The sequence below is a fragment of the Pseudomonas sp. Irchel s3b2 genome, from assembly GCF_900187445.1.
In the GTDB taxonomy this organism is placed as follows: domain Bacteria; phylum Pseudomonadota; class Gammaproteobacteria; order Pseudomonadales; family Pseudomonadaceae; genus Aquipseudomonas.
The window spans coordinates 70,607-94,493 of the sequence record NZ_FYEB01000019.1; the positions used below are offsets into that span (position 1 = coordinate 70,607).

27 protein-coding genes are annotated in these 23,887 nt (G+C 60.1%); 10 read left to right on the top strand and 17 right to left on the bottom strand.

Annotated features, from left to right (window positions below; genetic code table 11):
* The first annotated feature begins 207 nt into the window (after positions 1 to 207).
* Complete coding sequence (locus CKW20_RS26430; RefSeq protein ID WP_095055505.1) at positions 208 to 1,020, top strand: alpha/beta fold hydrolase; 813 nt, start codon at positions 208 to 210, stop codon at positions 1,018 to 1,020.
* A gap of 121 nt (positions 1,021 to 1,141) precedes the next feature.
* Here CKW20_RS26430 and dsbG read toward each other — a convergent pair whose 3' ends face one another.
* The 3 genes from dsbG to dsbD are packed head-to-tail and all read right to left on the bottom strand — an operon-like array spanning position 1,142 to position 4,481.
* Entirely contained in the window at positions 1,142 to 1,909 is a 768-nt protein-coding gene (dsbG, locus tag CKW20_RS26435) for a thiol:disulfide interchange protein DsbG (RefSeq protein ID WP_095055506.1), read from the bottom strand.
* Entirely contained in the window at positions 1,885 to 2,751 is an 867-nt protein-coding gene (locus CKW20_RS26440) for a TlpA disulfide reductase family protein (RefSeq protein WP_095055507.1), read from the bottom strand. The genes dsbG and CKW20_RS26440 overlap by 25 nt, the downstream gene beginning before the upstream one ends.
* Positions 2,751 to 4,481, bottom strand: a complete 1,731-nt coding sequence (dsbD, locus tag CKW20_RS26445) for a protein-disulfide reductase DsbD (RefSeq protein ID WP_095055508.1) — start codon at positions 4,479 to 4,481, stop codon at positions 2,751 to 2,753. The genes CKW20_RS26440 and dsbD overlap by 1 nt, the downstream gene beginning before the upstream one ends.
* Before the next feature lie 153 nt (positions 4,482 to 4,634).
* Here dsbD and CKW20_RS26450 point away from each other — a divergent pair, with 153 nt between their 5' ends.
* The 5 genes from CKW20_RS26450 (at position 4,635) to CKW20_RS26470 (ending at position 9,186) form a co-directional block, all read left to right on the top strand.
* Positions 4,635 to 5,315 (top strand): response regulator, encoded by a 681-nt coding sequence (locus CKW20_RS26450; protein ID WP_030132275.1) that lies wholly within the window; start codon positions 4,635 to 4,637, stop codon positions 5,313 to 5,315.
* Complete coding sequence (locus CKW20_RS26455; RefSeq protein WP_095055509.1) at positions 5,312 to 6,637, top strand: ATP-binding protein; 1,326 nt, start codon at positions 5,312 to 5,314, stop codon at positions 6,635 to 6,637. Before CKW20_RS26450 ends, CKW20_RS26455 begins: the two co-directional genes overlap by 4 nt.
* Positions 6,638 to 6,836: 199 nt before the next feature.
* Positions 6,837 to 7,322 (top strand): GNAT family N-acetyltransferase, encoded by a 486-nt coding sequence (locus tag CKW20_RS26460; RefSeq protein ID WP_052963927.1) that lies wholly within the window; start codon positions 6,837 to 6,839, stop codon positions 7,320 to 7,322.
* A gap of 142 nt (positions 7,323 to 7,464) precedes the next feature.
* A complete protein-coding gene (locus tag CKW20_RS26465; RefSeq protein WP_095055510.1) occupies positions 7,465 to 8,877 on the top strand; it encodes an aspartate aminotransferase family protein in 1,413 nt (470 codons plus the stop codon).
* Between the two features lie 81 nt (positions 8,878 to 8,958).
* Positions 8,959 to 9,186, top strand: coding sequence for an MbtH family protein (locus tag CKW20_RS26470; protein WP_095055511.1), 228 nt, complete (start codon positions 8,959 to 8,961; stop codon positions 9,184 to 9,186).
* A gap of 230 nt (positions 9,187 to 9,416) precedes the next feature.
* Here CKW20_RS26470 and CKW20_RS26475 read toward each other — a convergent pair whose 3' ends face one another.
* The 9 genes from CKW20_RS26475 to CKW20_RS26515 all read right to left on the bottom strand — a co-directional run bounded on the left by CKW20_RS26475 (position 9,417) and on the right by CKW20_RS26515 (position 16,301).
* Positions 9,417 to 10,334 (bottom strand): metal ABC transporter solute-binding protein, Zn/Mn family, encoded by a 918-nt coding sequence (locus tag CKW20_RS26475; protein ID WP_095055512.1) that lies wholly within the window; start codon positions 10,332 to 10,334, stop codon positions 9,417 to 9,419.
* Positions 10,335 to 11,234 (bottom strand): metal ABC transporter permease, encoded by a 900-nt coding sequence (locus CKW20_RS26480; RefSeq protein WP_095055513.1) that lies wholly within the window; start codon positions 11,232 to 11,234, stop codon positions 10,335 to 10,337.
* Positions 11,234 to 11,971 (bottom strand): metal ABC transporter ATP-binding protein, encoded by a 738-nt coding sequence (locus CKW20_RS26485; RefSeq protein WP_095055514.1) that lies wholly within the window; start codon positions 11,969 to 11,971, stop codon positions 11,234 to 11,236. The genes CKW20_RS26480 and CKW20_RS26485 overlap by 1 nt, the downstream gene beginning before the upstream one ends.
* Entirely contained in the window at positions 11,968 to 12,894 is a 927-nt protein-coding gene (locus CKW20_RS26490; RefSeq protein WP_095055515.1) for a metal ABC transporter substrate-binding protein, read from the bottom strand. Before CKW20_RS26490 ends, CKW20_RS26485 begins: the two co-directional genes overlap by 4 nt.
* 35 nt (positions 12,895 to 12,929) lie before the next feature.
* A complete protein-coding gene (locus CKW20_RS26495) occupies positions 12,930 to 13,505 on the bottom strand; it encodes a DUF6162 family protein (RefSeq protein ID WP_095055530.1) in 576 nt (191 codons plus the stop codon).
* Between the two features lie 8 nt (positions 13,506 to 13,513).
* Positions 13,514 to 13,834: a hypothetical protein gene (locus CKW20_RS26500; protein ID WP_095055516.1), complete on the bottom strand. Its 321-nt coding sequence runs from the start codon at positions 13,832 to 13,834 to the stop codon at positions 13,514 to 13,516.
* Positions 13,831 to 14,373, bottom strand: coding sequence for a hypothetical protein (locus tag CKW20_RS26505; RefSeq protein ID WP_030132266.1), 543 nt, complete (start codon positions 14,371 to 14,373; stop codon positions 13,831 to 13,833). Before CKW20_RS26505 ends, CKW20_RS26500 begins: the two co-directional genes overlap by 4 nt.
* The gene (locus tag CKW20_RS26510) at positions 14,370 to 15,581 is read right to left on the bottom strand and encodes a PepSY domain-containing protein (protein ID WP_095055517.1); all 1,212 of its coding nucleotides are present in this window, start codon (positions 15,579 to 15,581) and stop codon (positions 14,370 to 14,372) included. Before CKW20_RS26510 ends, CKW20_RS26505 begins: the two co-directional genes overlap by 4 nt.
* Before the next feature lie 261 nt (positions 15,582 to 15,842).
* Entirely contained in the window at positions 15,843 to 16,301 is a 459-nt protein-coding gene (locus CKW20_RS26515; protein WP_095055518.1) for a VOC family protein, read from the bottom strand.
* 228 nt (positions 16,302 to 16,529) lie between these two features.
* Between CKW20_RS26515 and CKW20_RS26520 the strand changes: the two genes are divergently transcribed.
* The 4 genes from CKW20_RS26520 to CKW20_RS26535 all read left to right on the top strand — a co-directional run bounded on the left by CKW20_RS26520 (position 16,530) and on the right by CKW20_RS26535 (position 20,751).
* A complete protein-coding gene (locus tag CKW20_RS26520; RefSeq protein ID WP_095055519.1) occupies positions 16,530 to 16,799 on the top strand; it encodes a hypothetical protein in 270 nt (89 codons plus the stop codon).
* Positions 16,800 to 16,900: 101 nt separating this feature from the next.
* Positions 16,901 to 17,515, top strand: coding sequence for a LysE family translocator (locus CKW20_RS26525; RefSeq protein ID WP_095055520.1), 615 nt, complete (start codon positions 16,901 to 16,903; stop codon positions 17,513 to 17,515).
* 205 nt (positions 17,516 to 17,720) lie between these two features.
* Positions 17,721 to 18,887: a cysteine desulfurase family protein gene (locus tag CKW20_RS26530; protein ID WP_095055521.1), complete on the top strand. Its 1,167-nt coding sequence runs from the start codon at positions 17,721 to 17,723 to the stop codon at positions 18,885 to 18,887.
* A 55-nt stretch (positions 18,888 to 18,942) separates the two neighbouring features.
* A complete protein-coding gene (locus CKW20_RS26535; RefSeq protein ID WP_095055522.1) occupies positions 18,943 to 20,751 on the top strand; it encodes an aminopeptidase P family protein in 1,809 nt (602 codons plus the stop codon).
* 47 nt (positions 20,752 to 20,798) lie between these two features.
* Here CKW20_RS26535 and CKW20_RS26540 read toward each other — a convergent pair whose 3' ends face one another.
* From CKW20_RS26540 to CKW20_RS29710, 5 genes are all read right to left on the bottom strand, one after another.
* Positions 20,799 to 21,395 carry a 2-hydroxychromene-2-carboxylate isomerase gene (locus CKW20_RS26540; RefSeq protein ID WP_095055523.1) on the bottom strand — a complete coding sequence of 199 codons (597 nt, stop codon included), beginning with the start codon at positions 21,393 to 21,395 and terminating at the stop codon, positions 20,799 to 20,801.
* A 36-nt stretch (positions 21,396 to 21,431) separates the two neighbouring features.
* On the bottom strand, positions 21,432 to 22,172 hold the full coding sequence (locus CKW20_RS26545; protein ID WP_095055524.1) for an SDR family oxidoreductase: 741 nt from the start codon (positions 22,170 to 22,172) through the stop codon (positions 21,432 to 21,434).
* 98 nt (positions 22,173 to 22,270) lie between these two features.
* Positions 22,271 to 22,552 carry a hypothetical protein gene (locus CKW20_RS26550; protein ID WP_038982303.1) on the bottom strand — a complete coding sequence of 94 codons (282 nt, stop codon included), beginning with the start codon at positions 22,550 to 22,552 and terminating at the stop codon, positions 22,271 to 22,273.
* 168 nt (positions 22,553 to 22,720) lie between these two features.
* Positions 22,721 to 23,608, bottom strand: coding sequence for a threonine/homoserine exporter RhtA (gene rhtA / locus CKW20_RS26555; RefSeq protein ID WP_095055525.1), 888 nt, complete (start codon positions 23,606 to 23,608; stop codon positions 22,721 to 22,723).
* On the bottom strand, positions 23,605 to 23,887 hold a 283-nt coding region (locus CKW20_RS29710; RefSeq protein WP_218228018.1), incomplete at its 5' end, for a hypothetical protein. The genes rhtA and CKW20_RS29710, both read right to left, overlap by 4 nt.

The window sequence follows — 23,887 nt, forward strand, 5'->3', positions numbered from 1 at the left end:
TTCTCTAGCGTCAGTGAGGGCCTCTTCGCGGGCAAGCCTCGCTCCTACAGGTCCGCGTCGATTGATCGACACAATACTGTAGGAGCGAGGCTTGCCCGCGAAGGCATCATCACAGACACCACAAAGCTCCGGGTTGACTGCCGATCCCATGCGGCTCAGTCTTCTCATGCTTTTTTAATGGATCCAACTTCACCAGGGAGACAGTCGATGCCCTTCGTAACGGTTGATGGACAAGCGCTTCACTACATAGATCAAGGCACAGGCCCGGCGGTTCTGCTGGCCGGCAGTTACCTGTGGGACCAGGCCATGTGGGCGCCACAGATTGCGGCGCTGGCGCAGCACTATCGGGTTATCGCCCTGGACCTGTGGGGCCATGGCGAATCCGGGCGGATGCCCGAGTGCACGACGTCGCTGGATGACATAGCGCGCCAGGCACTGGCCTTGCTCGATCATCTGGACATCGATCGCGTCACGCTGGTCGGTCTTTCGGTGGGTGGCATGTGGGGCGTGCGCTTGGCGCTGTCGGCACCACAGCGGCTCAACGGTCTGGTGCTGATGGACACCTACGTCGGCGTCGAACCGGAACCCACCCGCCAATACTATTTCTCGCTGTTCAAGCAGATCGAAGACAGCGGTGTGATCTCGCCGCAGCTGCTCGATATTGTGGTGCCGATTTTCTTCCGCCCGGGCATCGATCCGCAGTCGGCGCTGTATCAGGATTTCCGCGCCAGACTGGCGGCGCTGCCGGCCAACCGTCTGCGTGAAAGCATCGTGCCGATGGGGCGGATTACCTTTGGTCGTGATGATTTGCTGCCGCGTCTGGGTGAGCTGAACCCTGAAACCACGCTGTTGATGTGCGGCGATCAGGACAAACCGCGACCGCCGTCGGAAACCCAGGAAATGGCCGGGTTGATCGGTTGCCCGTATGTGCTGGTGGCGGAGGCGGGGCATATCTCCAATCTGGAGAATCCGCAGTTTGTTACAGATGCGCTGTTGAAGTTTTTGGCTGAGAGAACTTAGTCGATCAGGCGGACGCCTTCGCGGGCAAGCCTCGCTCCTACAGAATTTGTGTGCTTCGCGATTATTGCGAACGACTCAAATCCTGTAGGAGCGAGGCTTGCCCGCGAAGAGGCCGGGGAGGTCACTTAGGCCCCAGAATCTTCACCAATTTATCCGGCGTCGGCGCGCCCTGCTGTTGTTGCAGCTGACCCTTGTCGTCCATGTAGAAAATCGCCGGGGTGGCGGCCAGTTCCAGGTCTTCCATCAACTGCATGTTTGCTGCGAGTTTCGCCTGAATCGCCGGCGGCACCTCTTTCAGCGCCTTGAGCGAACTGTCCTTGCCGGACTTCTCGTGGTCTGCCAACGCCTTTTGCGGGTCCTTGGCGGCCAGCAGCGCGGCGGATTTGCCCGGGCTGTCTTCGCGAATGATGCCGACCATGATGTGCCGTAACTGCACTTTACCGGCCTTGACCCACGGCCGCGCCTGTTCCCAGAACATGTTGCAGTACGGGCAGTTCGGGTCACTGAACAGATAAACGATTCGCGGTGCATCCTTGTTGCCGTCACCGATCCAGTTGCTGGCTTCCATCTTGCCCCAGACTTCCTTGGCCATTGGCGCGTAGACCAGTTTCTGCAACGGCGCGCTGCTCAGGTCATTGCCTTCGGCGTCGTACAAATTGCCCAACAGTACATGTTTGCCGTCCGGGGTCAGGTACAACGCCATGCCACGGTTTTGGTACTGCGCCGCATAACCGCGCAGGCCATCGGGCGCGTCGAAGGTGCCGACGATTTTCGCGCCTTTGGCTTCGATCTTCTTGATCGCTTCAGGCAATTCTTCGGCCTGTACCGACGGCAAGTGCAGCAGGGCGGCACCCAGGGTCAACGTCAGCAGGTGGCGGAGGCGGAGCATGGCAGTTTCCTTGAAGGCGTGGCCGAGGTGGCCGGGTTTGGGGTGTCGAAGTTTTCCAGGGCGCGGGCCAGGCTGGCTTCAGAGAGTTCGCCCAGATGACTGCCCAGCAGGTACCCGTCGGGGCTATAGAACAGCGTAGTCGGCAATGCCATGGAACCCACGGCCTGACTCAATCGACCGCTGCCATCGAACAGGACGTTAGTCAGGCTCAGGCCCTGGGTTTCGAGGAAGGTGGCGACGCTCTGCATGCTTTCGGTCTGATTGACGAACAGAAAGGTCAGGTCCGGGCGCTGTTGCTGGGCGTTTTCCAGCACCGGCATTTCCCGGCGGCACGGCGGGCACCAAGTGGCCCAGAGGTTGATGACCAGCGGCCCACCTCTATAATCCGCCAGTTGCACGGTCTGGCCAGCGGCATTGCGCAGCGTGATTTCCGGCAGGCGTGTGCCTTGTTCGTAAATATTCAGGGAGAAGGTTGCCAGCAACCAGAATGCCAGACCACTGACCACGCCAAAACCCAACGGACGGCGCAAGCCCGGGCGACGCCAGCCTCGATACAGCGCGGCGAGCAACAGCACGACCACCCCGGGCCAGGCGAGGAAACCACCGTCGCGCAGGTCGATGATCTGCCACGGATCGTTGTGATACTGCGCCCAGTAGGCGATCACGAAACCGACCCGGGCTGCCAGCATGCCCATCAGGAACAGGCTGAACAGCACCGACTCCGGGTTCTCGCCGCCACGCTTGGCCACCCGCCAGCCGACAAAAGTCGCCAGCGCCAGGGCACTGATCAGCAGCAGGTGATTAAGCGCGATGGCAAAGGTGCCGAGGGTAAAAGTCAGCATTAACGAGCGTCTCGGATGGTGGTCCAGCGTTGCAGGAAGGTGCGGGCATCGACCTCTCCGGTGATGCGCTGGCTGCGACGCTCTGCGCCGTCGGGACCGATCCACAACAGGCTTGGCGGCCCCGGCACTTTATAACGGCCGAGCAGTTCGCGGCTGGCGGCATTGTCGGCGGTGACGTCCAGCCGTAGCAAGCGCACATCACTGAGCGCCTCCAGTACCTGCGGTTTGGCGAAGACCTGTTTTTCCATGACTTTGCACGACACACACCAGTCGGCGTAGTAATCCAGCAGCACCCATTGACCCTGAGCCTTGGCCGCGTCGAGTTCGCGTTGCAGCACGGCGGGCTCCTTGATCGTCGTAAATGCGTCGTGAGCATTCGGTGCCGCGTTGCCGCTGGCGCTATACACCTGCAGCGGCTGATACGGATCGTCACTGCCGCCCGCCGCACCGACCACCAGCAGGCTGCCCCACAGCCCCAACAACAGCGAACTGGCGCCGAACAGTTGGGCGATGCGACCGAAGCCTTCAGACTGTTTCCAGGCGCTGTAGGCCGCGATCAGCAACAAGGCTCCACACAATCCGAGCCACAAGGAGGGCGCGAGCACTGGCCGCAGCATCAGCAATGCCGTGGCGAGGAACAGAAAGCCGAATACGCCTTTAAGCAGGTTCATCCACGCGCCGGGTTTGGGCAGGAAACGATTGCCGACAGTCACCAGCAACAACAGCGGCACACCGATGCCAATGCCCATGGCGAACAGAATCAGCCCGCCATGCAGAGCATTGCCGCTCTGTGCAATGTAGAGCAGGGCACCGGCCAGCGGCGCAGTCATGCACGGCCCTACCAACAGACCGGACACAGCCCCGAGTACACCGGCACCGATCAGGCTGCCACCGCGCTGATTGCGCGAAACATGTTCCAGCCGATCCCGCACGGCCACCGGCAATTGCAACTCGAAGAAACCTAACATCGGCAAGGCCAGCAGCACGAACACCGCCGCAAAGCTGCCCAGCAACCAGGGGTTCTGCAACAGTGCCTGAAGGTTTGCACCCAGCAGCGCAGCCAGAATGCCCATCGCCGCATACACCAGTGCCATGCTCACGACGTAACTGGTCGCCAGGGCAAAACCGCGTTTCGGCGTGGCCCCACTGCCAACGATCAAACCCGCCAGAATCGGCAGCATCGGCAACGAGCAAGGCGTGAACGCCAGCAGTAGCCCCAGGCCAAAGAACACCAGCAAGCTCCAGCCTAACGCCCGTTGCTGCAGGCCGCTGGCCAGGGCTTGGTCGGGCGCTTCTTCATTAAACGCGGCAAGGACGTTACTGGCGCCAAGGTTGACCACTTGGGTCTGCGGCGGATAACACAAACCGGCATCGGCGCAGCCCTGGAAGCCTACTTTAATCTGACCAGTGGCGCCGGCCGGAATCTTCAACTCCAGGCCCTGGCGATAAACCTGCTGTTCACCGAAGAACTCGTCGCTGTGGGACTCGCCCTCGGGCAGAACCGGCACTTGCTCCGGGGCCAGACCGTCGAATTTCAGGCGTTTCTGATACAGGTAATAGTTGTCGGCAATTTGCCAATAGAGCTGGGTTTCCCCGGATTCAAGGCGTTCGGAGGTGAAGATGAACGCTTTTTCCACCGGGAGAAAATCGGGTTTGGTTTCGAACGGATTCGTTCCAGCCTGGGCCACACCCGAGATCAACAGAACAAAGAATAAAAACAATCGACGCATGGGTAAGCCTTATCCCTGTGCAAGTGAGGTGCACAGTGGAGGGCGGCGATTAACCGATGATTAACCACACTTGCCTTGTGACAATGGCACTTGCGGCATAATGTCCGCTTAATCGGCTACCGGCCTAATCACCTTTTTTCTACGGGGCTCACCATGCACGTACTGGTTTGTGAAGACGATGAGTTGATCGCCAGCGGCATCGTTGCCGGGTTGACCGCTCAAGGCCTGACCGTCGAGCACGTCGCCACCGCATCAAAGGCTCGGGCGATGCTCAAGGTCGCCGAATTCGACGTCATGGTGCTCGATCTCGGCCTGCCCGATGAAGACGGCCTGAAGCTATTGCAGCAGTTGCGTCATCATGGCCTGGAAATCCCGGTGCTGATCCTCACCGCGCGGGATTCGGTCACTGACCGGGTCGATGGCCTGCAAGCCGGCGCCGACGACTACTTGCTCAAACCGTTCGACCTGCGCGAACTTGCCGCGCGCCTGCACACCTTGTTGCGACGAGTGGCGGGGCGCAGCGTCAACCTGATTGAGCACGGTCGTTTGACCTACGACCCGAGCAGCCGCGAAACCCTGCTCGGCGGCCAATCGGTGGATTTGTCACGCCGTGAGCAATCGCTGTTGCAGGCCCTGCTGCACAATCGCGGCCGGGTACTGTCCACCGAGCAACTAAAGGACAGCGTCTACGGTTTCAACGACGAACTGGAAAGCAACGCCCTTAACGTCCATATCCATCACCTGCGGCGCAAACTCGGCAACGGCATCGTCGAGACTGTGCGTGGCCTGGGCTATCGCCTGGGGCCAGCCGATGGCGGAGAGCAATCGAAGTGATGAGCCTGCGTTTGCGCCTGAGCCTGACCCTCGGCGCAGCGTTTGCGCTGATCTGGGCCCTGGCCGCCGCCTGGATGCTCAGTGATCTGCGCAACCAGATGATGTTTTCCCTCGACCAGCGGCTGGTGGCGTCGGCGCGGATGGTGGCCGGGCTGCTGGAGCAACTGCCGACGTTGCCGAGCAAAGGCGAAGGCACTCATTTCAGTGCAGAGCAGCTGAGTATTCCTGGCGGCATGGCCTGTCAGGTCAGCTCGTTGCGCGGCGAAATCCTGGCCCGCAGCCACAGCAGCCCCGAACAAACCCTGGAAGCCGAGAAAATGGGCTTCCACGATCAGATCATCGACGGCGCACCGTGGCGCAGTTTCACCCTCGCGCGTGGTGATGTGCGGATTACCACCGCCGACCGGCAGATCGAGCGCGAAGCACTGAACATGTCCATCCTGCTGGCGGCTTCGGTGCCGGTCGGTGTGGCGCTGCTTGGTTGCCTGTGCCTGTTGTGGCTCGGCATCGGTCAGGGATTGGCACCGCTCAATCGTATGCGCGATGCGCTGATGCGGCGTAGCGCCGACTCTCTGGAGCCGTTGCAAATCCAGCCGCTGCCCAGCGAACTGCAACCGCTGCTGGAAACCCAGAATCAGCTGTTCCAGCGTATTGGCAAGACCATCGAGCGCGAACGGCGCCTGACCGGTGATGCCGCGCATGAATTGCGCAGCCCGCTGACCGCGATCAAAACCCACCTGCAAGTGGCGCGCATGACCGAAGGCAGTGCCCGGGATCAGTCCCTGGCGCGGGCTGAAGAGGGCGCTGACCGGTTGCATCGCACGCTTGAACAATTGCTGCTGCTGGCGCGCGTCGAGGGCAGTCTGTCGTTCGATGATGGCGTGCAATGCAGTGCCGAGCAGGTGGCGAAACTGGCGATTCAGGATGCGGCCAGCGGTGATCGTCAGCGGATCAAATTTCAGTTGCCGACCACATTTTCCGAAGCGCCGCTGCAAATGCCTGCGGTGCTGTCGATTGCCGCGTTGCGCAACTTGCTCGACAACGCCCTGCGCCATACCCCAGGCGATGGGGCAGTGGAGCTGAGCCTGGAAACCACTGGCAATCGCGTGCGCTTTTTGGTCCGCGACCACGGCCCGGGGATTGCCGAAGATGACCTGCAACACCTGACCCAACGCTTCTGGCGCAACGGCCAGAGCACCGGTTGCGGCCTCGGCCTGGCGATTGTCCAGGCCATCGTCCAGCGCTGCGGCTGCACCCTGCATTTCGACAGCCGACCGGATGGCTTGCGGGTTGAGTTGACGATGCCGTTGCAGCCGGTCTGACGCCTTCGCGGGCAAGCCTCGCTCCTACAGGACTGTGTCTGACTCACAATCCTGTAGGAGCGAGCGGGCGGCGATCCGACTTGCCCGCGAAAGCAATCTTCCATACACACCAAATGTAACGTCTCTCCATTAGCCACCCGGCCCCCACAGCGTTATCGTCCCTGGCAGCTTTGACTCAATGGATTGAGGTAACAGCGCCATGGATGCATCGATACATATCTGCAAGGCAACGCCCGCCGACGCCGGGATCATCAGCCGGATCGTCGAGCGCTCCATTCGCGTCGGCTGCGCGCTCGACCACCGCAACGATCCGCGAACCGTCGCCACCTGGACCCACAATAAAACCATCGAACACGTGCAACCCTGGCTGGCCGACCCGCGCTTGTACCTGAACATCGCCCTGTTGCAGGACAAACCGATCGGCGTCGCCATGGCGGCAATCAGCGGCAAGGTCGCGTTTTGTTACGTGCAACCGGAATGGTTTCGGCGAGGCGCCGGACAAGCGCTGGTGCACGATCTCGAGACATGGTTGATCGCGCAGGGTTTGCCTCAGGCGCGGCTCAACAGCACTCGAACCGGCGAGGCGTTTTACCATCGCCTGGGTTACCGGGCTTGTGCTGAAACCTTCACCGTGGCGGGACTCCACGCCATTCCCATGCACAAGGCGCTGTCGCCACCTTCATAGAAAGCTGATCGAGGGTCTAAATCCTCGAGGTCCTGATGCGTTTCCAGAACAGGAAAACCTGCTAGTGCGCCCCGTGACCGGAACGCGCACCTGCACGGTGTGCAGTTTTGGTCACTATCAACAGCGTATTGAGGGGTCGAAGATGTCAGTCGCTACCAGCCTTGTCGAAGATCAGCCGGCCCGGATTGTCCTGAAGCCTGCCGAAACGCTTTATCAGTTTAACGAATCGCCGCTGCTGGTTCGTCAGAGCCAGCAGGAATCGAATGCCCGTAGCTACCCGCGACGCATTCCCCTGGCACTCAAGCGTGCCAAGGGCATTTATATCGAGGATGTCGAAGGCCGCCGTTTCATCGATTGCCTGGCCGGTGCGGGGACTCTGGCCCTGGGGCACAACCATCCGGTGGTGATCGAAGCGATCCAGCAAGTGCTGACCGATGAATTGCCGCTGCACACCCTCGACCTAACTACGCCGGTCAAGGATCAGTTTGTCCAGGATCTGTTCGGTCTTTTACCGCCGGTATTGGCCGCTGAAGCGAAGATCCAGTTCTGTGGCCCCACCGGTACCGATGCGGTGGAAGCCGCGCTGAAACTGGTGCGCACCGCCACCGGGCGCAACACGGTGTTGTCGTTCCAGGGCGGTTACCACGGCATGAGCCAGGGCGCGCTGAGCCTGATGGGCAGTCTGGGGCCGAAAAAGCCGTTGGGTGCGTTGCTCAGCAGTGGTGTGCAATTCATGCCCTATCCCTACGATTACCGTTGTCCGTTCGGACTCGGCGGCGCGCAGGGAGTGCAGGTCAACCTGAATTACCTGGAAAACCTGCTGAATGATCCAGAGGCCGGCGTGCAATTGCCCGCTGCGGTGATCGTCGAAGCGGTGCAGGGCGAGGGCGGGGTGATTCCGGCCGATCTCGATTGGCTGCGTGGTTTGCGTCGTATCACCGAGAGGGCTGGCGTAGCGTTGATCGTCGATGAAATCCAGAGCGGTTTTGCCCGTACCGGCAAGATGTTCGCCTTCGAGCACGCCGGGATCATTCCGGACGTGGTGGTGCTGTCCAAAGCCATCGGCGGCAGCCTGCCGCTGGCGGTGGTGGTCTATCGCGACTGGCTCGACACCTGGCTGCCGGGCGCCCATGCCGGGACCTTCCGCGGTAATCAGATGGCCATGGCCGCTGGCTCTGCGGTGATGCGCTACCTGACTGAGCACAAGGTTTGCGAGCACGCTGCGGCCATGGGCGAACGCTTGAGCGAACACCTGCACATTCTGCAGCGGGACTTCCCGCAGTTGGGCGATATTCGCGGGCGCGGCTTGATGCTGGGCGTCGAACTGGTCGATCCGAGTGGCGCGGCGGACGCTCAGGACCATCCACCGGTATTCGGTCGTCTGGCGCCGCTGGTGCAGCGCGAATGCCTCAAGCGCGGGTTGATTCTCGAGCTGGGCGGGCGCCACGGCGGTGTCGTGCGTTTCCTGCCGCCGCTGGTGATCACTGCCGCAGAAATCGATCGAGTGGCCGAGATTTTCGGCAGGGCCATGGCCGCGGCCACTGCCAGCCTTTAAATTTTTTGGTGCCTTGAACGTTCCTTCTACATAGTGGCTGCGCACGGCGTGCAGCCCACCCTACAATGATGGAGAAACAGCATGACGTCAGTATTCGACCGCGAAGACATCCTCTTTCAGGTCGTGGTCAACCACGAAGAGCAATACTCGATCTGGCCCGACTACAAAGCCGTGCCACAAGGCTGGCGCACCGTGGGCAAGAGCGGCCTGAAAAAGGAATGCCTGGCCTACATCGAAGAGGTCTGGACCGACATGCGTCCACTGAGCTTGCGCCAGAAAATGGAAGAACAGGCGACCGTGGCTCACTGAGCTGTCAAGTGAGACGCGGAGCGTCTCTGGCTGCATTCCCACGCAGAGCGTGGGAACGAAAAGCCCGCTGAACCGGTGACGGTCAGCGGGCTTTTTTCATGACTTGAGATTGCCTTCGCGGGCAAGCCTCGCTCCTACAGGTTTTGTGTCGATCACAATATGTGTGAACACCCCAAACCCTGTAGGAGCGAGGCTTGCCCGCGAAGAACGATAACGCGGTTTAACTGACGTTACACCCCGCTCAACCCCTTGATCACCAAATCCACATTCCCCTCCAACTCGGCCACCGGATCTGCCGCATCGACACTCAACACCACCAACCGACTACCAGCCTCGGCAATCGCCGCTTTCATCGCGTCCGATGGCTGCCGATGATGCAACACCACTGCTACGTCATTATCTTTGAGCGTCGCGCCCAATTGCTTGAGCGCCTCCGGTGTCCACTCGGCATCCGCACGTGCATCAAGGCCGATCAGCTCCAGGTTGAGCCCTCCGATCAGGTAGCCGAAATGATCGCTCAGGCTCATCACACTCAAGTTGTCGGCATTGGCCAATCGTGACTCACTGTCGGCGCTGAGCTTGAGCAGGCGCTGTTTGAGTGCTGCCAGGTTGGCATCGATCTTCGGTTTGGCCGCTGGCGCCAGGCGCACCAGGTCTGAAGCCATGACATCCGCCATGCGGCCCATGTTGTTGCTGGCCAGCCAAGGCTGACTGTTCAAACCGTCGACCTTGCTGCCAGGCTGCACGGCAATGCCAGGCAGGGCACCGTCCACCGGGCGGGCAGCATCGACTTCAACGATACGAATATTGCTGCGCCGGGCATTCGGGTACAGCGGGTCATCCGGCCATAGCGAGCGCAGGCCGATGACCGCATCGGCATTGCTCGCCAACTTATTGAGCTCCGCAGCGCCACGGCCGGTGAAGTAAGCGGTCTGCCGGCTGCCGGGCAGATTGGCCGGCGCGGCGCGCTCCAGGCTGACATCGGTGCCTTTGAGCAGGGCTTCGCCCAAACCATAAGTGATCGGCAAGGAGGCCAGTACTCGTAACGGTTTGGCGCTGTCAGCGGCAAGCAGTGGGGTGTTGATCAAGCCGCAGAGGGGCAATGTGAAGGTCAATGCCAGGGTCAATTGACGCAGAGAAAAAGACATTTATCCGAGGTTCCCTTTCAGACTTGGGACGATGCCGCGAGCGATGGCGGCCAGGGCGAAGGCGATACCGGCCACCAAAATGATCGCGGCACCGGACGGGATAGGCAGGTCAAAGATAATCGGCGCGAGAATTCCACACAGTGTGCTCACCGTGGCGATCAGCACCGAACACCAGAAGAACCCCTTCAGTGACTGGCTGAGCAAACGCGCGGCTGCCGCTGGAATCACCAACAGGGCGCCGACCAGAATCGCGCCGATGACTTTCACCGCCGCCACCGTGATCAGGGTCACCAGAATCACGAACAGGTAATCCAGGGTCTTCACCGCCACACCGCGAACCGCCGCCAGTTGCGGATTGAAACTGGCGAGCATGATGCGGTTGTACAGCGGCAAGGCCAGCGCCATCACCAGCGAGCCGACGATGGCCAATACCAGCAGATCGTTGCCGTTGACCGTCAGCACCGAACCGAACAGCACGTTTTCCAGAATATGAACGTTGATCTTGCCCGCCAGAATCAACAACAGGCTGGCGCCCAAGGCCAATGACACGGAAAGGAACACGCCGATCAAAGTATCCGGCGCCAGCCCCGTACGGTTGCGTAAATAGTTGAGAAGGATGCCGAACAGCAGGCAGTAACCGAACAGGCTGCCGTAGGGGCCGGTGTAGGGTTCACCGAGCAGAATGCCGATGGCCACGCCGGTCAGCGCCGCGTGGCCCACGGCTTCGGAGAAAAACGCGAAGCGCTTGACCACCACCAATGTGCCCAAACCGCCCAATACCGGGCCGATCAGCAATCCGGCGAGCAGGGCGTTGACCACAAAACCATAGGCCAGTGCTTCCGGCAGGTAACCCGACGAGGCCCAACCCTGGACCATCAAACGAAAGGCTTCGTAACTCATCAGGCAGCGCTCCGGGGATGGGTCGAGAACAAGGTCAGCAGTCGCTCCGGGGTCAGTGCCTGTTTCGGCGTGGCATCGAACAGCACCCGCCGATTGAGCCCGGTGACCCGGTCCGCCAGACGCCCGACCGCTTCCAGATCATGCTCGATCCACAGCACGGTGATGCCGCTCTGGCGCCAGTCGCCCAGCAGCCGTTCGAACACTTGAATGCCGGCCTCATCGAGGGCCGACATCGGTTCATCGAGCACCAGCAGCTGCGGCGCCGGAATCAGCCCTTGGGCCAACAAGACGCGCTGGCGCTCACCGCCAGACAGCGCGCCCATGCGACGCTTGCGCTTGTCCTGCATGCCGACCCGTTCCAGGGCTTCGCCGATCGCCGCTGCGTAATGCTTGCTCAACCCGAGGAATGCCGGGCGTCGCTGACACATGGCGGCCATGAAATCGTCGACGGTCATCGGCAAGCCGCGATCAAACTCCAGCGCCTGGGGCACGTAGCCGATGGTCCCCGGTTCGCCGGGCCATTGCAGGCTCAGGCGCCCTTGATGCGGCATCTGCCCGAGCAGGGTCTTGATCAGCGAACTCTTGCCACCCCCGTTGGGGCCGACCAGCGCATGCACGCTGCCGGGCTGGACTTGAAAGGTCACCTTGTCGAGGATCGTCGTGCGCCCCAGCGTCAGGCTGACCTCGGCAAAATCCAGCGTCGGCCCGTAAGCGATCAGGGTTTCTTGAGCCGTCATGCGCCGGACTCCTGAATCGCCCGGACCACGGTGTTGAGGTTGCCGGTCATTTCTTTTTCGTACTTGTCGGCGGTGTATTCGCCATAGGAAATGTGCGACAGCGGATACAGCTTCACCCCGGACTCACGCTGGATGGTCTCGACGTAGGTGGACGGAAAATCCATCTCCGAGAAGATCACCTTCACGTCCAGTTCGCGCAGTTGATCGATGGTTTTTTTCAGCTGGCTGGGGCTCGGTTCGATGCCATGGGCCGGCTCGACCACGGCGGTCACTTCCAGGCCGAACTCGCGCAGTAAGTAGTCGTAGGCGGCATGCACCGTGGCTACGCGCAGCTCGGCGTTCGGTGCCAGGGTCAGTTTTGCCAGGGCGTCGGCGCGCATCTGCCGCAGGCGTTTGCCGTAGGCGCGGGCGTTCTGTGTGTAGGTTTTGGCGTTGGTCGGGTCCAGCTTGCCCAGTTCCCGGGCAATGTTGTTGACCTGGGCAATGGACGCGCTGATCGACAGAAACGTATGCGGATTGACGACCTTGCCGGCACCCCGGGCGGCGACGCCGGTGGCGGCCAGCAACGGCACGTTTTCGTTGGCTTCGATCACCTTGATGTTCGGGGTTTCGCTGGCGGCGATCATGCGGTCGGCGAAGTCGTCATGACCCACACCGTTGAGCACGATCACGTCCAGCCCGCCGATGCGTTTGATGTCTTCGGCTCGTGGCTCGTAGGCATGAGGATTGAAACCGGCCGGGATCAGCGGCACCACCTCGGCCTTGTCGCCAACAATGTTGGCCACGTAACTGTAATAAGGGTGCAGGGTGATGCCGATGCGCAGACGCTTGGCTTCATCGGCACTGGCCAATGGTGTCAGCAAACAGGCAAACAAGCCGAGCAGCAGCAGGTGCAAAAAGGGATGTTGAGATGAACTAGGCATGGGAAAGCGGTCTTCTCTCGGGTGAAGGCAAGGGTTCAATGCCGATGCTGGCGGGTAACCCCGGCATCGAATTGCGCAACGATCTGCTGCCAGCCGGCGCCGTTGAGCGCAGCGTCGGTGAGATCGTTCGGAGCGGGGAGGGCGTTGCCGCGGTTGAGCCAGATGTCCGGCGCGGTGTCGTCTTCAGCGATCAAACGCATCAAAAATGAGCCGGCGACGGTTGGGCTCTGGCTTTGGCCGAAGTACGCCTTGGTGTCCAGCAACTGCCAGGCATGGCCGCCGCGGCTGACGGAACTGGCGTCCTGGGCAAACGGCGCAAAGCCTTCATCGGCGAGGGTGACGGGTGTGGGCAGCGCTTGCTGTTCCTTGCGCAACAGATGGATTTCATCCAGCGTGACCCGCAGGTCTGCGTAAATACCTTGCTCGGATGCGCTCAGATCGCGCCGGGCATCCAGTTGATGGCTGCCCACGCTGCTTACCTCATGGGACTCGCCGCGCAAGGCGACCACCGAGCCGGCAACCGCGAGGATCATCAGGCATAACAGCAATACATAGAGGGTTTCATGGCCGGCACCGGCCGGGCGAACCACTTGGGTGGTTGGCGTGGTCATGCTCATGTTCAGGGCGCCTCGATGTCGGCTTGGTCGATTTCGACGACATGGCCGGGACCGGCATCGAACAGCACGTAGAACTCAGCGCCGGGCTTCTTGAACGTCAGGGTCGAATCGGCGCCGAGCTTGCCCGGCACCAGAATGGTTTCGTCGTAGCCGATCACGTCCAGGGTCACTCCCGGTGCACCGCTGCCGTCAGAGAAACCACCGGTGCAACGGATCTGTTCGTCGTCGATGGCCTTGCATTCGCACATCGGGTTATGGGCCAGGGCGCTGCTGCTGAAGGCAGCGCAGAACATCAATAGAACGGGGCGAAAAGCGTTGATCATGGTTTACCTCCTTGTTTGTTCAGCCATGCAAGGGTGGCCGGGGATGCCTGGCTCAGGGGGATGGACGCTTGATGCATGGCGCCGTCCCAGCCTTCCATGGTGATCCATAGCTCGGCGTCGGTTTTGGTCTTTTCAGGCACCGGCACACCGGCGCCCATGCGGTACGGTGTGCCGAAGAAAATCACCCCGGCGGCGCGCAAGCTGCGTGGTTTGCCAATGCGCAGGTAAGTCGCCTTGACCTGATCGCGACAGCTGTCGCAGAGCGCCGCGTTGAAGTACTTGATGGGGCCGGCCGGGCCGTCGGATACGGGGGCTTCGTTGCGAAATTCGGCCAGGCGCAGGCTCCAGGGACCGACCTGAACTTCACCGATCTCCCGTTGACCCAAGCCGGTGTCACCGCGAAACAGCGCCGCGTCGGCGAAGTACTTGGGCATGAACCCCAGTGGCACCAGCAACAGCAGCACGTTGATGTGGAAGCGCCATGTGTGCCAGAAACGGCTTAGCGGCGAGCGCGGTTTTTCTGCTGTGACCTGGTTCATTGACTGACCTCCGCGGCTTCGCGGCTCATGGCCGGGGCGGGCGAACTGACCACTGCCGTCCGTGGACGCTTGTTGCTGCGCTTGAGGGCATTGGCCGTGGCCAGGGCGGTACGTTTGGTCCAGATCAACAGGCCGCTGAGAACCATCATGCTCAGGATCAGGCCGAAGAAGAACCAGATCAGCTTGATCCAGATTCCGCCGAAATCGCCGGTGTGCAGCGGTCGCATGGATTCGGTCACCAGCTCCAGACCCGAACGGTCTGACAGCAGGCGCGTGGCGGCGATATCACCGGTGTAAGGGTTGACCTCGGCGCTCTGGAATATCAACGGATACCAACTGCGTCCGCTCACCGAAAGGTGGCTATAGGCATTGGCGGGCAGGCTGACAGAGCTGTCTTCCAGGCCGGGAATGCGTTCCTTGGCCTCGTGGATCGCACGCTCCAGACTAATCATCGGCGCCGGTGCGCCATCGACGGTGAGCGGCACGCTCTCGCGCGCGACGACGGGTGCGACCGGTGCAGTGGAAATCGAAATCTGGTTATCGTACAGAGCCGCCTTGATCAGGAACCAGACACTGGTGATCGAGATCACCGCGATGAACCAGATCGACCAGATACCGCTGAGTCGGTGAAAGTCGCCCCAGAAAATCCGTGCGCCATGACGAAAGCGCAGGGTCGGTCGCAAGAAGCCTTTCCAGAACCGTTTGTAGACCACCAGCCCGGTCACCAGCGAAGCCAGCATCGGCAGCCCGAGGAACGACACCAGGTACCAGCCCCAGCTGTAGCCATTGGTGAACGGCACCAGCCACCAGCCATGCAGTGCACGGGTAAAGGCCTTGAAGTTGAACTGCGGGGCAGTGCCCTGAATGACGCCACTGTAAGGATTGACGTAGACCGTCACCGAGCGTCCATCCGGGTAACTGACTTCCACGTCCAGGGCGAAATGCGACTCGTCAGGGCGGCTGATGCGCTCGACCAGCGTCTGGGGTTCGGCTTTTTTGATGGCGGCGATGATCTGGTCATAGCTGAGCAACGACGCGTCATCCGAAGGCGCGCTGGCGCGCATTTGCGGATTGGCCAGCCAGACAATTTCCTGACTCACTACCGCCAGGGTACCGGTTACACAGACGATCAGTACAAAGAACCAGATGGGCAGCGCCAGCCAGCTATGGACCAGAAACCAGAGTTTTGAGCGGGATTTCTTCGACATGATTAAAGGTCTTGTTTCGATGAGAGGACCGCTGCTGTGGGCTTCCAAGCGTTGCGGTCCATGAAAAGTCCGGCCGTGGCTTTTGCCTACGCGACCGACGGCATCTAAATAAGACGTATGAGCATCGAAAATCCCGAAAGGGGATATGAAAGAAAATGTTTCGTGTTTCTGCCCTGTGTGGGGGCAGTCAATATTGATGTTGTATGTGATGGCCTCATCGCGAGCAGGCTCGCGATGAGGCCCGATCAGACCGCGGAGTCTTCAACCCTGCTTAAACATCTCCTTCGCCCGCTGTTCGATCTGTTCCTGAGTCAGATCTTCTTTGTGCGTGGCCAGAAACCACAGATGCCCATAGGGATCCTTCAAGGTCCCCGAGCGGTCGCCGTAAAACTGATCCTTGACCTCGGACACCACCGTGGCACCGGCATCGATGGCCTGTTTATAGGACTTGTCTACATCGTTCACATACAAATGCAGGCCCACGGACGGCGACTGGTCCGGGTTGCTCAGTGGTCCCTCGTCACACGGTGTGCCGAGCATGATCGGACAGTCGCCGATACGCAGTTCGGCGTGACCGATGCCGCCATCGGGCATGGACAGGCGCATGACTTCGGTGGCGCCAAAGGCTTTCTTGTAGAAGTCGATGGCTTCGGCAGCTTTCTGAATGCCCAGATAAGGGGTGACGCTGTGATAACCCTCTGGAATAGGTTTTACGCTCATGACGGTTCTCCTTTTATTGTGGGGTTAAGGTGTTCCTTCGCCGATTTCCGGTCGATTAACTATAGGTCAGCCCCTTCCCCGCAATCGAGTGCCCGACGAGCAGCATGGCCACGGTTCGGGCAATCTCTTGATCCGATACCCACTATCGAAAGCGTTGATTTCTGCCCTGCAAGGGGCGTGGGTAGCCTGTGTCCATTGCCCCGAACCCAGATACCCGGACACTCGAAAATGAAATCTCTACTCGTGACCTTTTTTCTACTTGGCATCTCCGTTCTCGCCGGATGCGCCAGCCATGTTTCACCGGAGTTGCGGCCCTACACCGCTGAAGAAACCCGGGAACTGGCGCTGGAGGCCCTGAATCGTCGTGGCTTGTCCTTCGACGAGTACCACGCGAAGAAAGCCGAATTGCTCGGCCAGCCGGCAAAAACGTTCAGTTTCGACAAACAAGGCGAGATGAACGCCGAACGCGCAGTTCAGCTGCACGGCCGCCCAAGCTGATCGACGACTGTACTGCTCGAACTTTCACGCAACTGTCCGTGGGTTTCCCTCAAGGCGTGCGTTAGGGTCAACACCTGACTGACCCTGATGGACTGCCACCCATGACACTCTCGCTCGACCTTCTGCTGGGCTTTGCCTTGTTTGCCCTTGTCACCTCGATTACTCCGGGTCCGAACAACACCATGTTGCTGGCCTCAGGCGTTAATTTCGGTTTCAACCGCACCATTCCCCACATGCTGGGCGTTACCTGCGGCTTTTTCATACTGGTGGTTGCCGTCGGTTTTGGCCTGGGCGCGGTGTTTCAAACCTATCCACTGCTTTACACCGTATTGCGCTATGTCGGCGCGGCATATTTGCTGTACCTGGCGTGGAAGATCGCTCATTCCGGGCCGGTAGCCGAGGGTGAACAGGGCGAGGGCAAGCCGATCAGTTATTTGGGCGCGGCGGCGTTTCAATGGGTCAACCCCAAGGCCTGGATCATGGCCATCGGTGCCATCAGCACCTACACGCCGATGCAGGGCTATTTCACCAATGTGATTGTGATAGCCGCGGTGTTCGCCTTGATCAACCTGCCAAGCGTCGGGGTGTGGGCCGGTTGCGGCACGCTGTTGCGCAATGTGTTGCGCGATCGCCGCTGGTTGCGGCTGTTCAACTGGGGTATGGCGTTAATGTTGGTGGCTTCGCTGTATCCGTTATTGCTCGACAGTTTTAGCTGACGCATTGCTTCATCCGGTGGCCTGATGCCTGTTAAGCTCGACTTCAGGAGCGTTCCTACGCACTTTTAAATGAAGTTGTTCTTCTTTAATGGCCTCCGATCAGGTATTGCTGTCGTTCTGAAAATTCGGCGTCGCTCATGAGGCGGCGCTTTGAAACTTCCAGTGACGAGCTTCCTGATCCCGGAACACGCTCTGCGAGTCTTTTATGAATAAACGTCCGTTGTATTTCGACTACGCCGCCACCACGCCGGTGGATGAGCGGGTCATCAAGGTCATGGTCGAGTGTCTGGGTTTCACAGGTAACTTCGGCAATCCAGCGTCCAGTTCCCACGCCTTCGGTCAACAGGCCCGGCAATCGGTTGAGCAAGCACGGCGCCAGGTCGCCGAATTGGTGGGCGCCCAGGCGCAACAAATCGTCTGGACCTCCGGTGCCACCGAATCCAACAACCTTGCCCTCAAGGGCGTGGCCCAGGCCCGCGGTGTGTCCGGCGGGCACATCATCACCAGCCAGATCGAACACAAAGCGATTCTCGACACTGCAAAACAGTTGCAGGACGCAGGCGTTGCGGTGACGTATCTGGTGCCCGATGCCGAAGGCCTGATTACCCCACAAGCGGTCAGCGAAGCGATGCGTGAGGACACCTTTCTGGTGTCGTTGATGCTGGTCAATAACGAATTGGGCACCGTCAACGACATCCCGGCCATCGGCCAGGTGGTGCGTGATCGCGATGCGTTGTTTCACGTTGATGCGGCCCAGGGCGCGGGCAAAGTGGCGATCGATCTGGCTAGGTGGCCAGTGGATTTGATGTCGTTCTCGGCGCACAAGGTCTACGGCCCCAAAGGCATTGGCGCGCTGTATGTCGGTTCTCGCGCGCAGCAGCGTCTGCAGGCGCAGATCCACGGTGGTGGTCACGAGGGTGGGTTGCGTTCCGGCACGCTGGCGACGCACCAGATTGCCGCAATGGGGGCAGCCTTCGCGTTGGCGGCCACCTCGTTCGATGAAGAAAAAGCCACCATCACGCGTTTGCGTGAACGCTTGCTCGAACCGCTGCTGAGCATCCCCGGCGTTCGCCTCAATGGCAGCCCGACCCGGCGCATCCCCCATACCCTGAGCCTGACTTTCAACGAAGGCGAATTCAGTTCCGCGGCGTTGAGCACCTCGATCGCATTTTCCGCGACCTCGGCCTGCAATTCCGCCAGCAATGCGCCGTCCCATGTACTGCTGGCACTGGGGCATGACGCGCGCTCGGCCAGTCGCACCATTCGCTTGAGCCTGGGGCGTTTCACCACCGAGCAGGATATCGATCAAGCGGTACACCTGATTAAAGCAGCTTGCGCCAGTGCTCCGGCATTCTGGGCAACAGGTCCTTAAGCGCCGACGCCGATCGGCACCGAATAATAATGATGAGTGGTTAGCAGGAGACACGATGAGTACACAGCCTTTGACCAATGGATTGGTACCCCAGCGCCTGGCGCAAACCCGCGAGCTGATGAGCCGGGAGGGCATTCATGCTCTGCTGGTGCCGTCGGCCGACCCGCACCTGTCGGAGTACCTGCCGGGCTATTGGCAGGGGCGGCAGTGGCTGTCGGGTTTTCACGGCTCGGTGGGCACGCTGATCGTCACGCCGGATTTTGCCGGTGTCTGGGCCGACAGCCGCTATTGGGAACAAGCGAGCAAGGAACTCAAGGGCAGCGGCATCGAACTGGTCAAGCTGCAACCGGGTCAACCCGGCCCGCTCGATTGGCTGGCCGAGCAAACCCCTGAAGGCGGTGTCGTTGCAGTCGATGGTGCGGTGATGGCCGTGGCCTCCGCGCGTACTTTGAGCAGCAAACTCGAAGAGCGCGGCGCACGTCTGCGCACCGACATCGATCTGCTGAGTGAAGTCTGGAGTGACCGTCCGAGTCTGCCGAACGAGCCGATCTACCAACACTTGCCGCCTCAGGCGACGGTCAGCCGTGGCGAAAAACTCGCCAAACTGCGTGAGGTGCTGAAAGAGCGCGGTGCCGACTGGCACTTCATCGCCACCCTCGATGACATCGCCTGGCTGTTCAACCTGCGCGGCGGCGATGTGTCGTTCAACCCGGTGTTTGTGTCCTTCGCCCTGATCAGCCAGCAGCAGGCCACCTTGTTCGTGGCCCTGAGCAAAGTGAGCGCCGAGCTGCGCGCCATCCTCGAACAGGACGGCGTGACCCTGCGCGATTACAGCGAAGTAACCGCCGCCTTGCGCGCCGTGCCGAGCGGCGCGAGCCTGCAAGTCGATCCGGCACGGGTCACGGCCGGTCTGTTGGATAACCTGGACAGCGGCGTGAAACTGCTCGAAGGCCTGAACCCGACCACCCTGGCCAAGTCGCAGAAAAGCCTGGCCGATGCCGAGCATATTCGTCGGGCCATGGAGCAGGATGGCGCGGCGCTGTGCGAATTCTTCGCTTGGCTGGAAGCGGCATGGGGGTATGAGCGCGTCACCGAACTGACCATCGACGAACACCTCACCGCGGCGCGTACCCGGCGTCCAGATTATGTGTCGCTGAGTTTCAACACCATTGCCGCGTTTAACGCCAATGGCGCCATGCCGCATTACCACGCCACCGAAGAAGAACACGCGGTGATCGAGGGTGACGGCCTGTTGCTGATCGACTCCGGCGGCCAATATCTGGGCGGTACCACCGACATTACCCGAATGGTGCCGGTGGGTACGCCGACTGGCGAGCAGAAGCGCGATTGCACCCGAGTGCTTAAAGGCGTGATTGCACTCTCCCGTGCACAGTTCCCACGAGGCATTCTGTCGCCGTTACTGGATGCTATTGCCCGCGCACCGATCTGGGCCGAAAGCGTCGACTATGGTCACGGCACCGGTCACGGCGTCGGCTACTTCCTCAATGTTCACGAAGGCCCGCAAGTCATTGCCTATCAAGCCGCGGCGGCACCGCAAACCGCGATGCAGCCGGGCATGATCACGTCCATCGAACCGGGCACTTACCGTCCGGGACGCTGGGGTGTGCGAATCGAGAATCTGGTATTGAATCGTGAAGCAGGCAAGAGCGAATTCGGTGAGTTCCTGAAATTCGAAACCCTGACCCTGTGCCCGATCGACACCCGTTGCCTGGAACCGTCGCTGCTGACCGAAGACGAAAAGCAGTGGTTCAACGCTTATCACGCCGAGGTGCGTGAACGCTTGAGCCCGTTGCTCGACGGTGCGGCCCTCGAATGGTTGAACACCCGGACCGCGGCTATTTGAGCGGGTTTGAGTCCAGGCGCTGTTTCCAGCGCCTGGCTCATCTCTGGCTATTGCGCACGCAGGGTTTCGAGGACGAAGTCCAGTCGATCCTGGCCGAAGAACAGCTGATTTCCGATGAACATGCTCGGCGCTCCGAACACGCCGCGTTGTACCGCGTTTTCGGTGTTTTCCTTGAGGGCGGCTTTGACGTCCTCATCGGCCGTCAGCGCCAGCACCTCGTTCGGGTCGAAACCGTTTTGCGTCAGCACGACCGCGACGGTCGCCGGGTCATCGAGACTGCGTCCTTCAACCCAAAGGGCGTGAAACAGGCAATCGATAAACGCCTGAAAGCGTTTGGGATGACGCAGTTGCATACCCGTGACAGCGCGCATCAGCATCAGGGTGTTGATGGGGAAGTTTGGGTTGAACTTCAGCGGTACGCCATAGCGTTTGGCATAGCGGTCCAGGTCCTGAAACATGTAGCGACCCTTTGCCGGTACGGTGATAGGGGAAGCATTGCCGGTAGCTTTGAAGACGCCACCCAGCAACATCGGTCTGTAGATCAACTGGCTATCGGTCTGTTTGCAGATACTCGGCAGTTGGGTATAGGCCAGGTAAGTGGCGGGGCTGCCGAGGTCGAAAAAGAACTCCACAGTTTTGCTCATGATCGATGTGCTCTTCTTATTTTTGTTGGGGTGGGTTCACCAGCGTTCGTTCCAGGGGCGCAGATCCAGCTCGAAGGTCCAGGCGTCCCGTGGCTGGCTGTGCAGGTACCAATAGTTGTCGGCGATGTGCTCGGGATTGAGAATGCCGTCCTGATCCTTGGTCGCGTATTTTTCCGGAAAATTGTCGCGGATAAAGTCGGTATCGATGGCGCCATCAACCACGACGTGGGCGACGTGGATGTTCATCGGTCCCAGTTCGCGGGCCATGCTTTGCGCCAAGGCGCGAATCCCGTGCTTGGCACCGGCGAAGGCGGCGAAACCTGCGGCGCCGCGCAAGCCGGCAGTAGCGCCGGTGAACAAGATCGTGCCCCGTTGGCGGGTGACCATGCGCTTGGCCACTTCACGGGCGTTGAGAAACCCTGAGAAACAGGCCATTTCCCAAATCTTGAAATACTTGCGGGCGGTTTCTTCGAGGATGCTGCACGGCACATTGGCGCCGATATTGAAGACGAACGCTTCGATGGGGCCGATCTCGGTTTCGATCTGCTCGATGAGTGCTATCACATCTTCTTCATTACGCGCATCGCAGGCAAAACCATGAGCCTCGCCACCACTGGCTGTGATGGACTCTACCAATGGCTGAAGTTTGTCTGCGCTGCGACGTGTGACGCAGGCGACATAACCTTCACGGGCAAAACGTTTGGCGATGGCGCCGCCGGTGGCATCGCCTGCGCCGACGACCAATACGATTTTCTTGTTATGGATAGCGGTGGTCATGGATATCGCCCTTTGCTGAACGGTCATTGACTGACGAACGTTAGCAGCATCGGGGCGAAGCGCCTATCGGGCTACGCAAGCCCGATAGAAAGGGAGGGTTACTTGCAGATGACGATCATGCTGCGGCTGGTATAGCCGGCAGGGTTGAGGCCGAACGGATAGTCACCGGGTTCTTCCACTGCATCCCCTGACTTGGCGATGACCTTGTATCCCTTGGGCGCACACGAATTGGCGGCGCTGGTGTAGCACTTGTCCCACGAGGACGAGAGCCCCGAACAGTTGATATGCAGCCCTCTCTTGCCGTGTTTCGTCTGGGGTTTCGAGGTCGCCGCGCAGCCCGCAATTGCAAGTACGGCGATCAGTATCAAAATTCGTTTCATTGCTGTCCTTAATAGCGGCCCCGGATCTGTGCCTGGGTCTGCCTGCATTCGCTTTTGCTTGAAGCGTTCTGATATCCCTATCTGAAAAAATCCATGTCTGACACTGAGTTACGTAGCCTAAACATGGCCTAATTGAGCGGTAAATACCAGACCTTCGTCAATCTCGTTTCAATCCGCTGCGACCACAGGCTTGGCGGTACTCCCCATGGTCATGGTCGCGCCGACGGAAGCCAGAATGATGCACAGGATAGCCATCCACTGTGACAGGGAAAGGTATTCCTGGAGGAACAACAGGCCGGACAGCGCGCCGATCGCAGGTTCGATGCTCATCAACGTACCGAAGGTCCGGGCAGGTATGCGTGTGAGGGCGACCATCTCCAGGGTATAGGGCAGGGCGGTGGACAGAATGGCGACCCCGATGGCCACGGGAATCAACGAAGGGGTCAGTAACGCGGCGCCGGCGTGGACAATGCCGATGGGGGCCACGAACAGGGCGGCAATCATCACGCCCAATGCTGCGGTCTGCACTCCATTATCAGCGCCGGCCTTCTGGCCGAACAGAATGTACAGCGCCCAGCAGACGCCAGCACCCAGGGCATAACCTGCGCCGACCAGATCGATGCCCGCGCTCGTGGCGCCTGTCGGAATCAATAGCAGTAACCCCAAGGCTGCCAGAGCGATCCATAGAAAGTCGATCGCTCGACGTGAGGCGTAAATAGCGACTGCCAATGGGCCGGTGAACTCCAGGGCTACGGCGATACCCAGAGGGACAGTGCGCAAGGACATATAGAAGAGGAAGTTCATGCCGCCCAACGCCATTCCGTAAACGATAACGGTGCGCAGGGATTTCGCGGTGAGCTTCGCTCGCCATGGGCGCAATATCAGTAGCATGATCACACTGGCAAAGATCAGTCGCAGGGTGGTCGTTCCTTGAGCACCGATAACCGGGAACATGCTTTTGGCCAGGGAGGCTCCGGACTGGATCGATGCCATGGCTATCAAGAGCAGGCCAACCGAGAACAGAGTCGAGGCAAGACTGCGGGGGTGGTCATTCATTGCGTGGCATCGTCCGAAGTAGCAAGCGAGAGTGTTGTTTTATGTGTTGGGCAATATACTGCGCATTCGTTGCAGGTGCATCTATATATAAGCAGCGATTTTGAACATCCTGATAGAAAAATCAAATCAGGGGTTGACGGCAGATTCTGAAAGTCTATAATTCGCCCCACTTCCGGCGCAGTCGAAACGGAAAACTCCTTGGTAAACAAAGAGTTACGCAGTTTTCGGCAGCGGTTACGCTTCAGTTCATCGAAGCCAGAAGGAGTTGGAGGAGCGGTG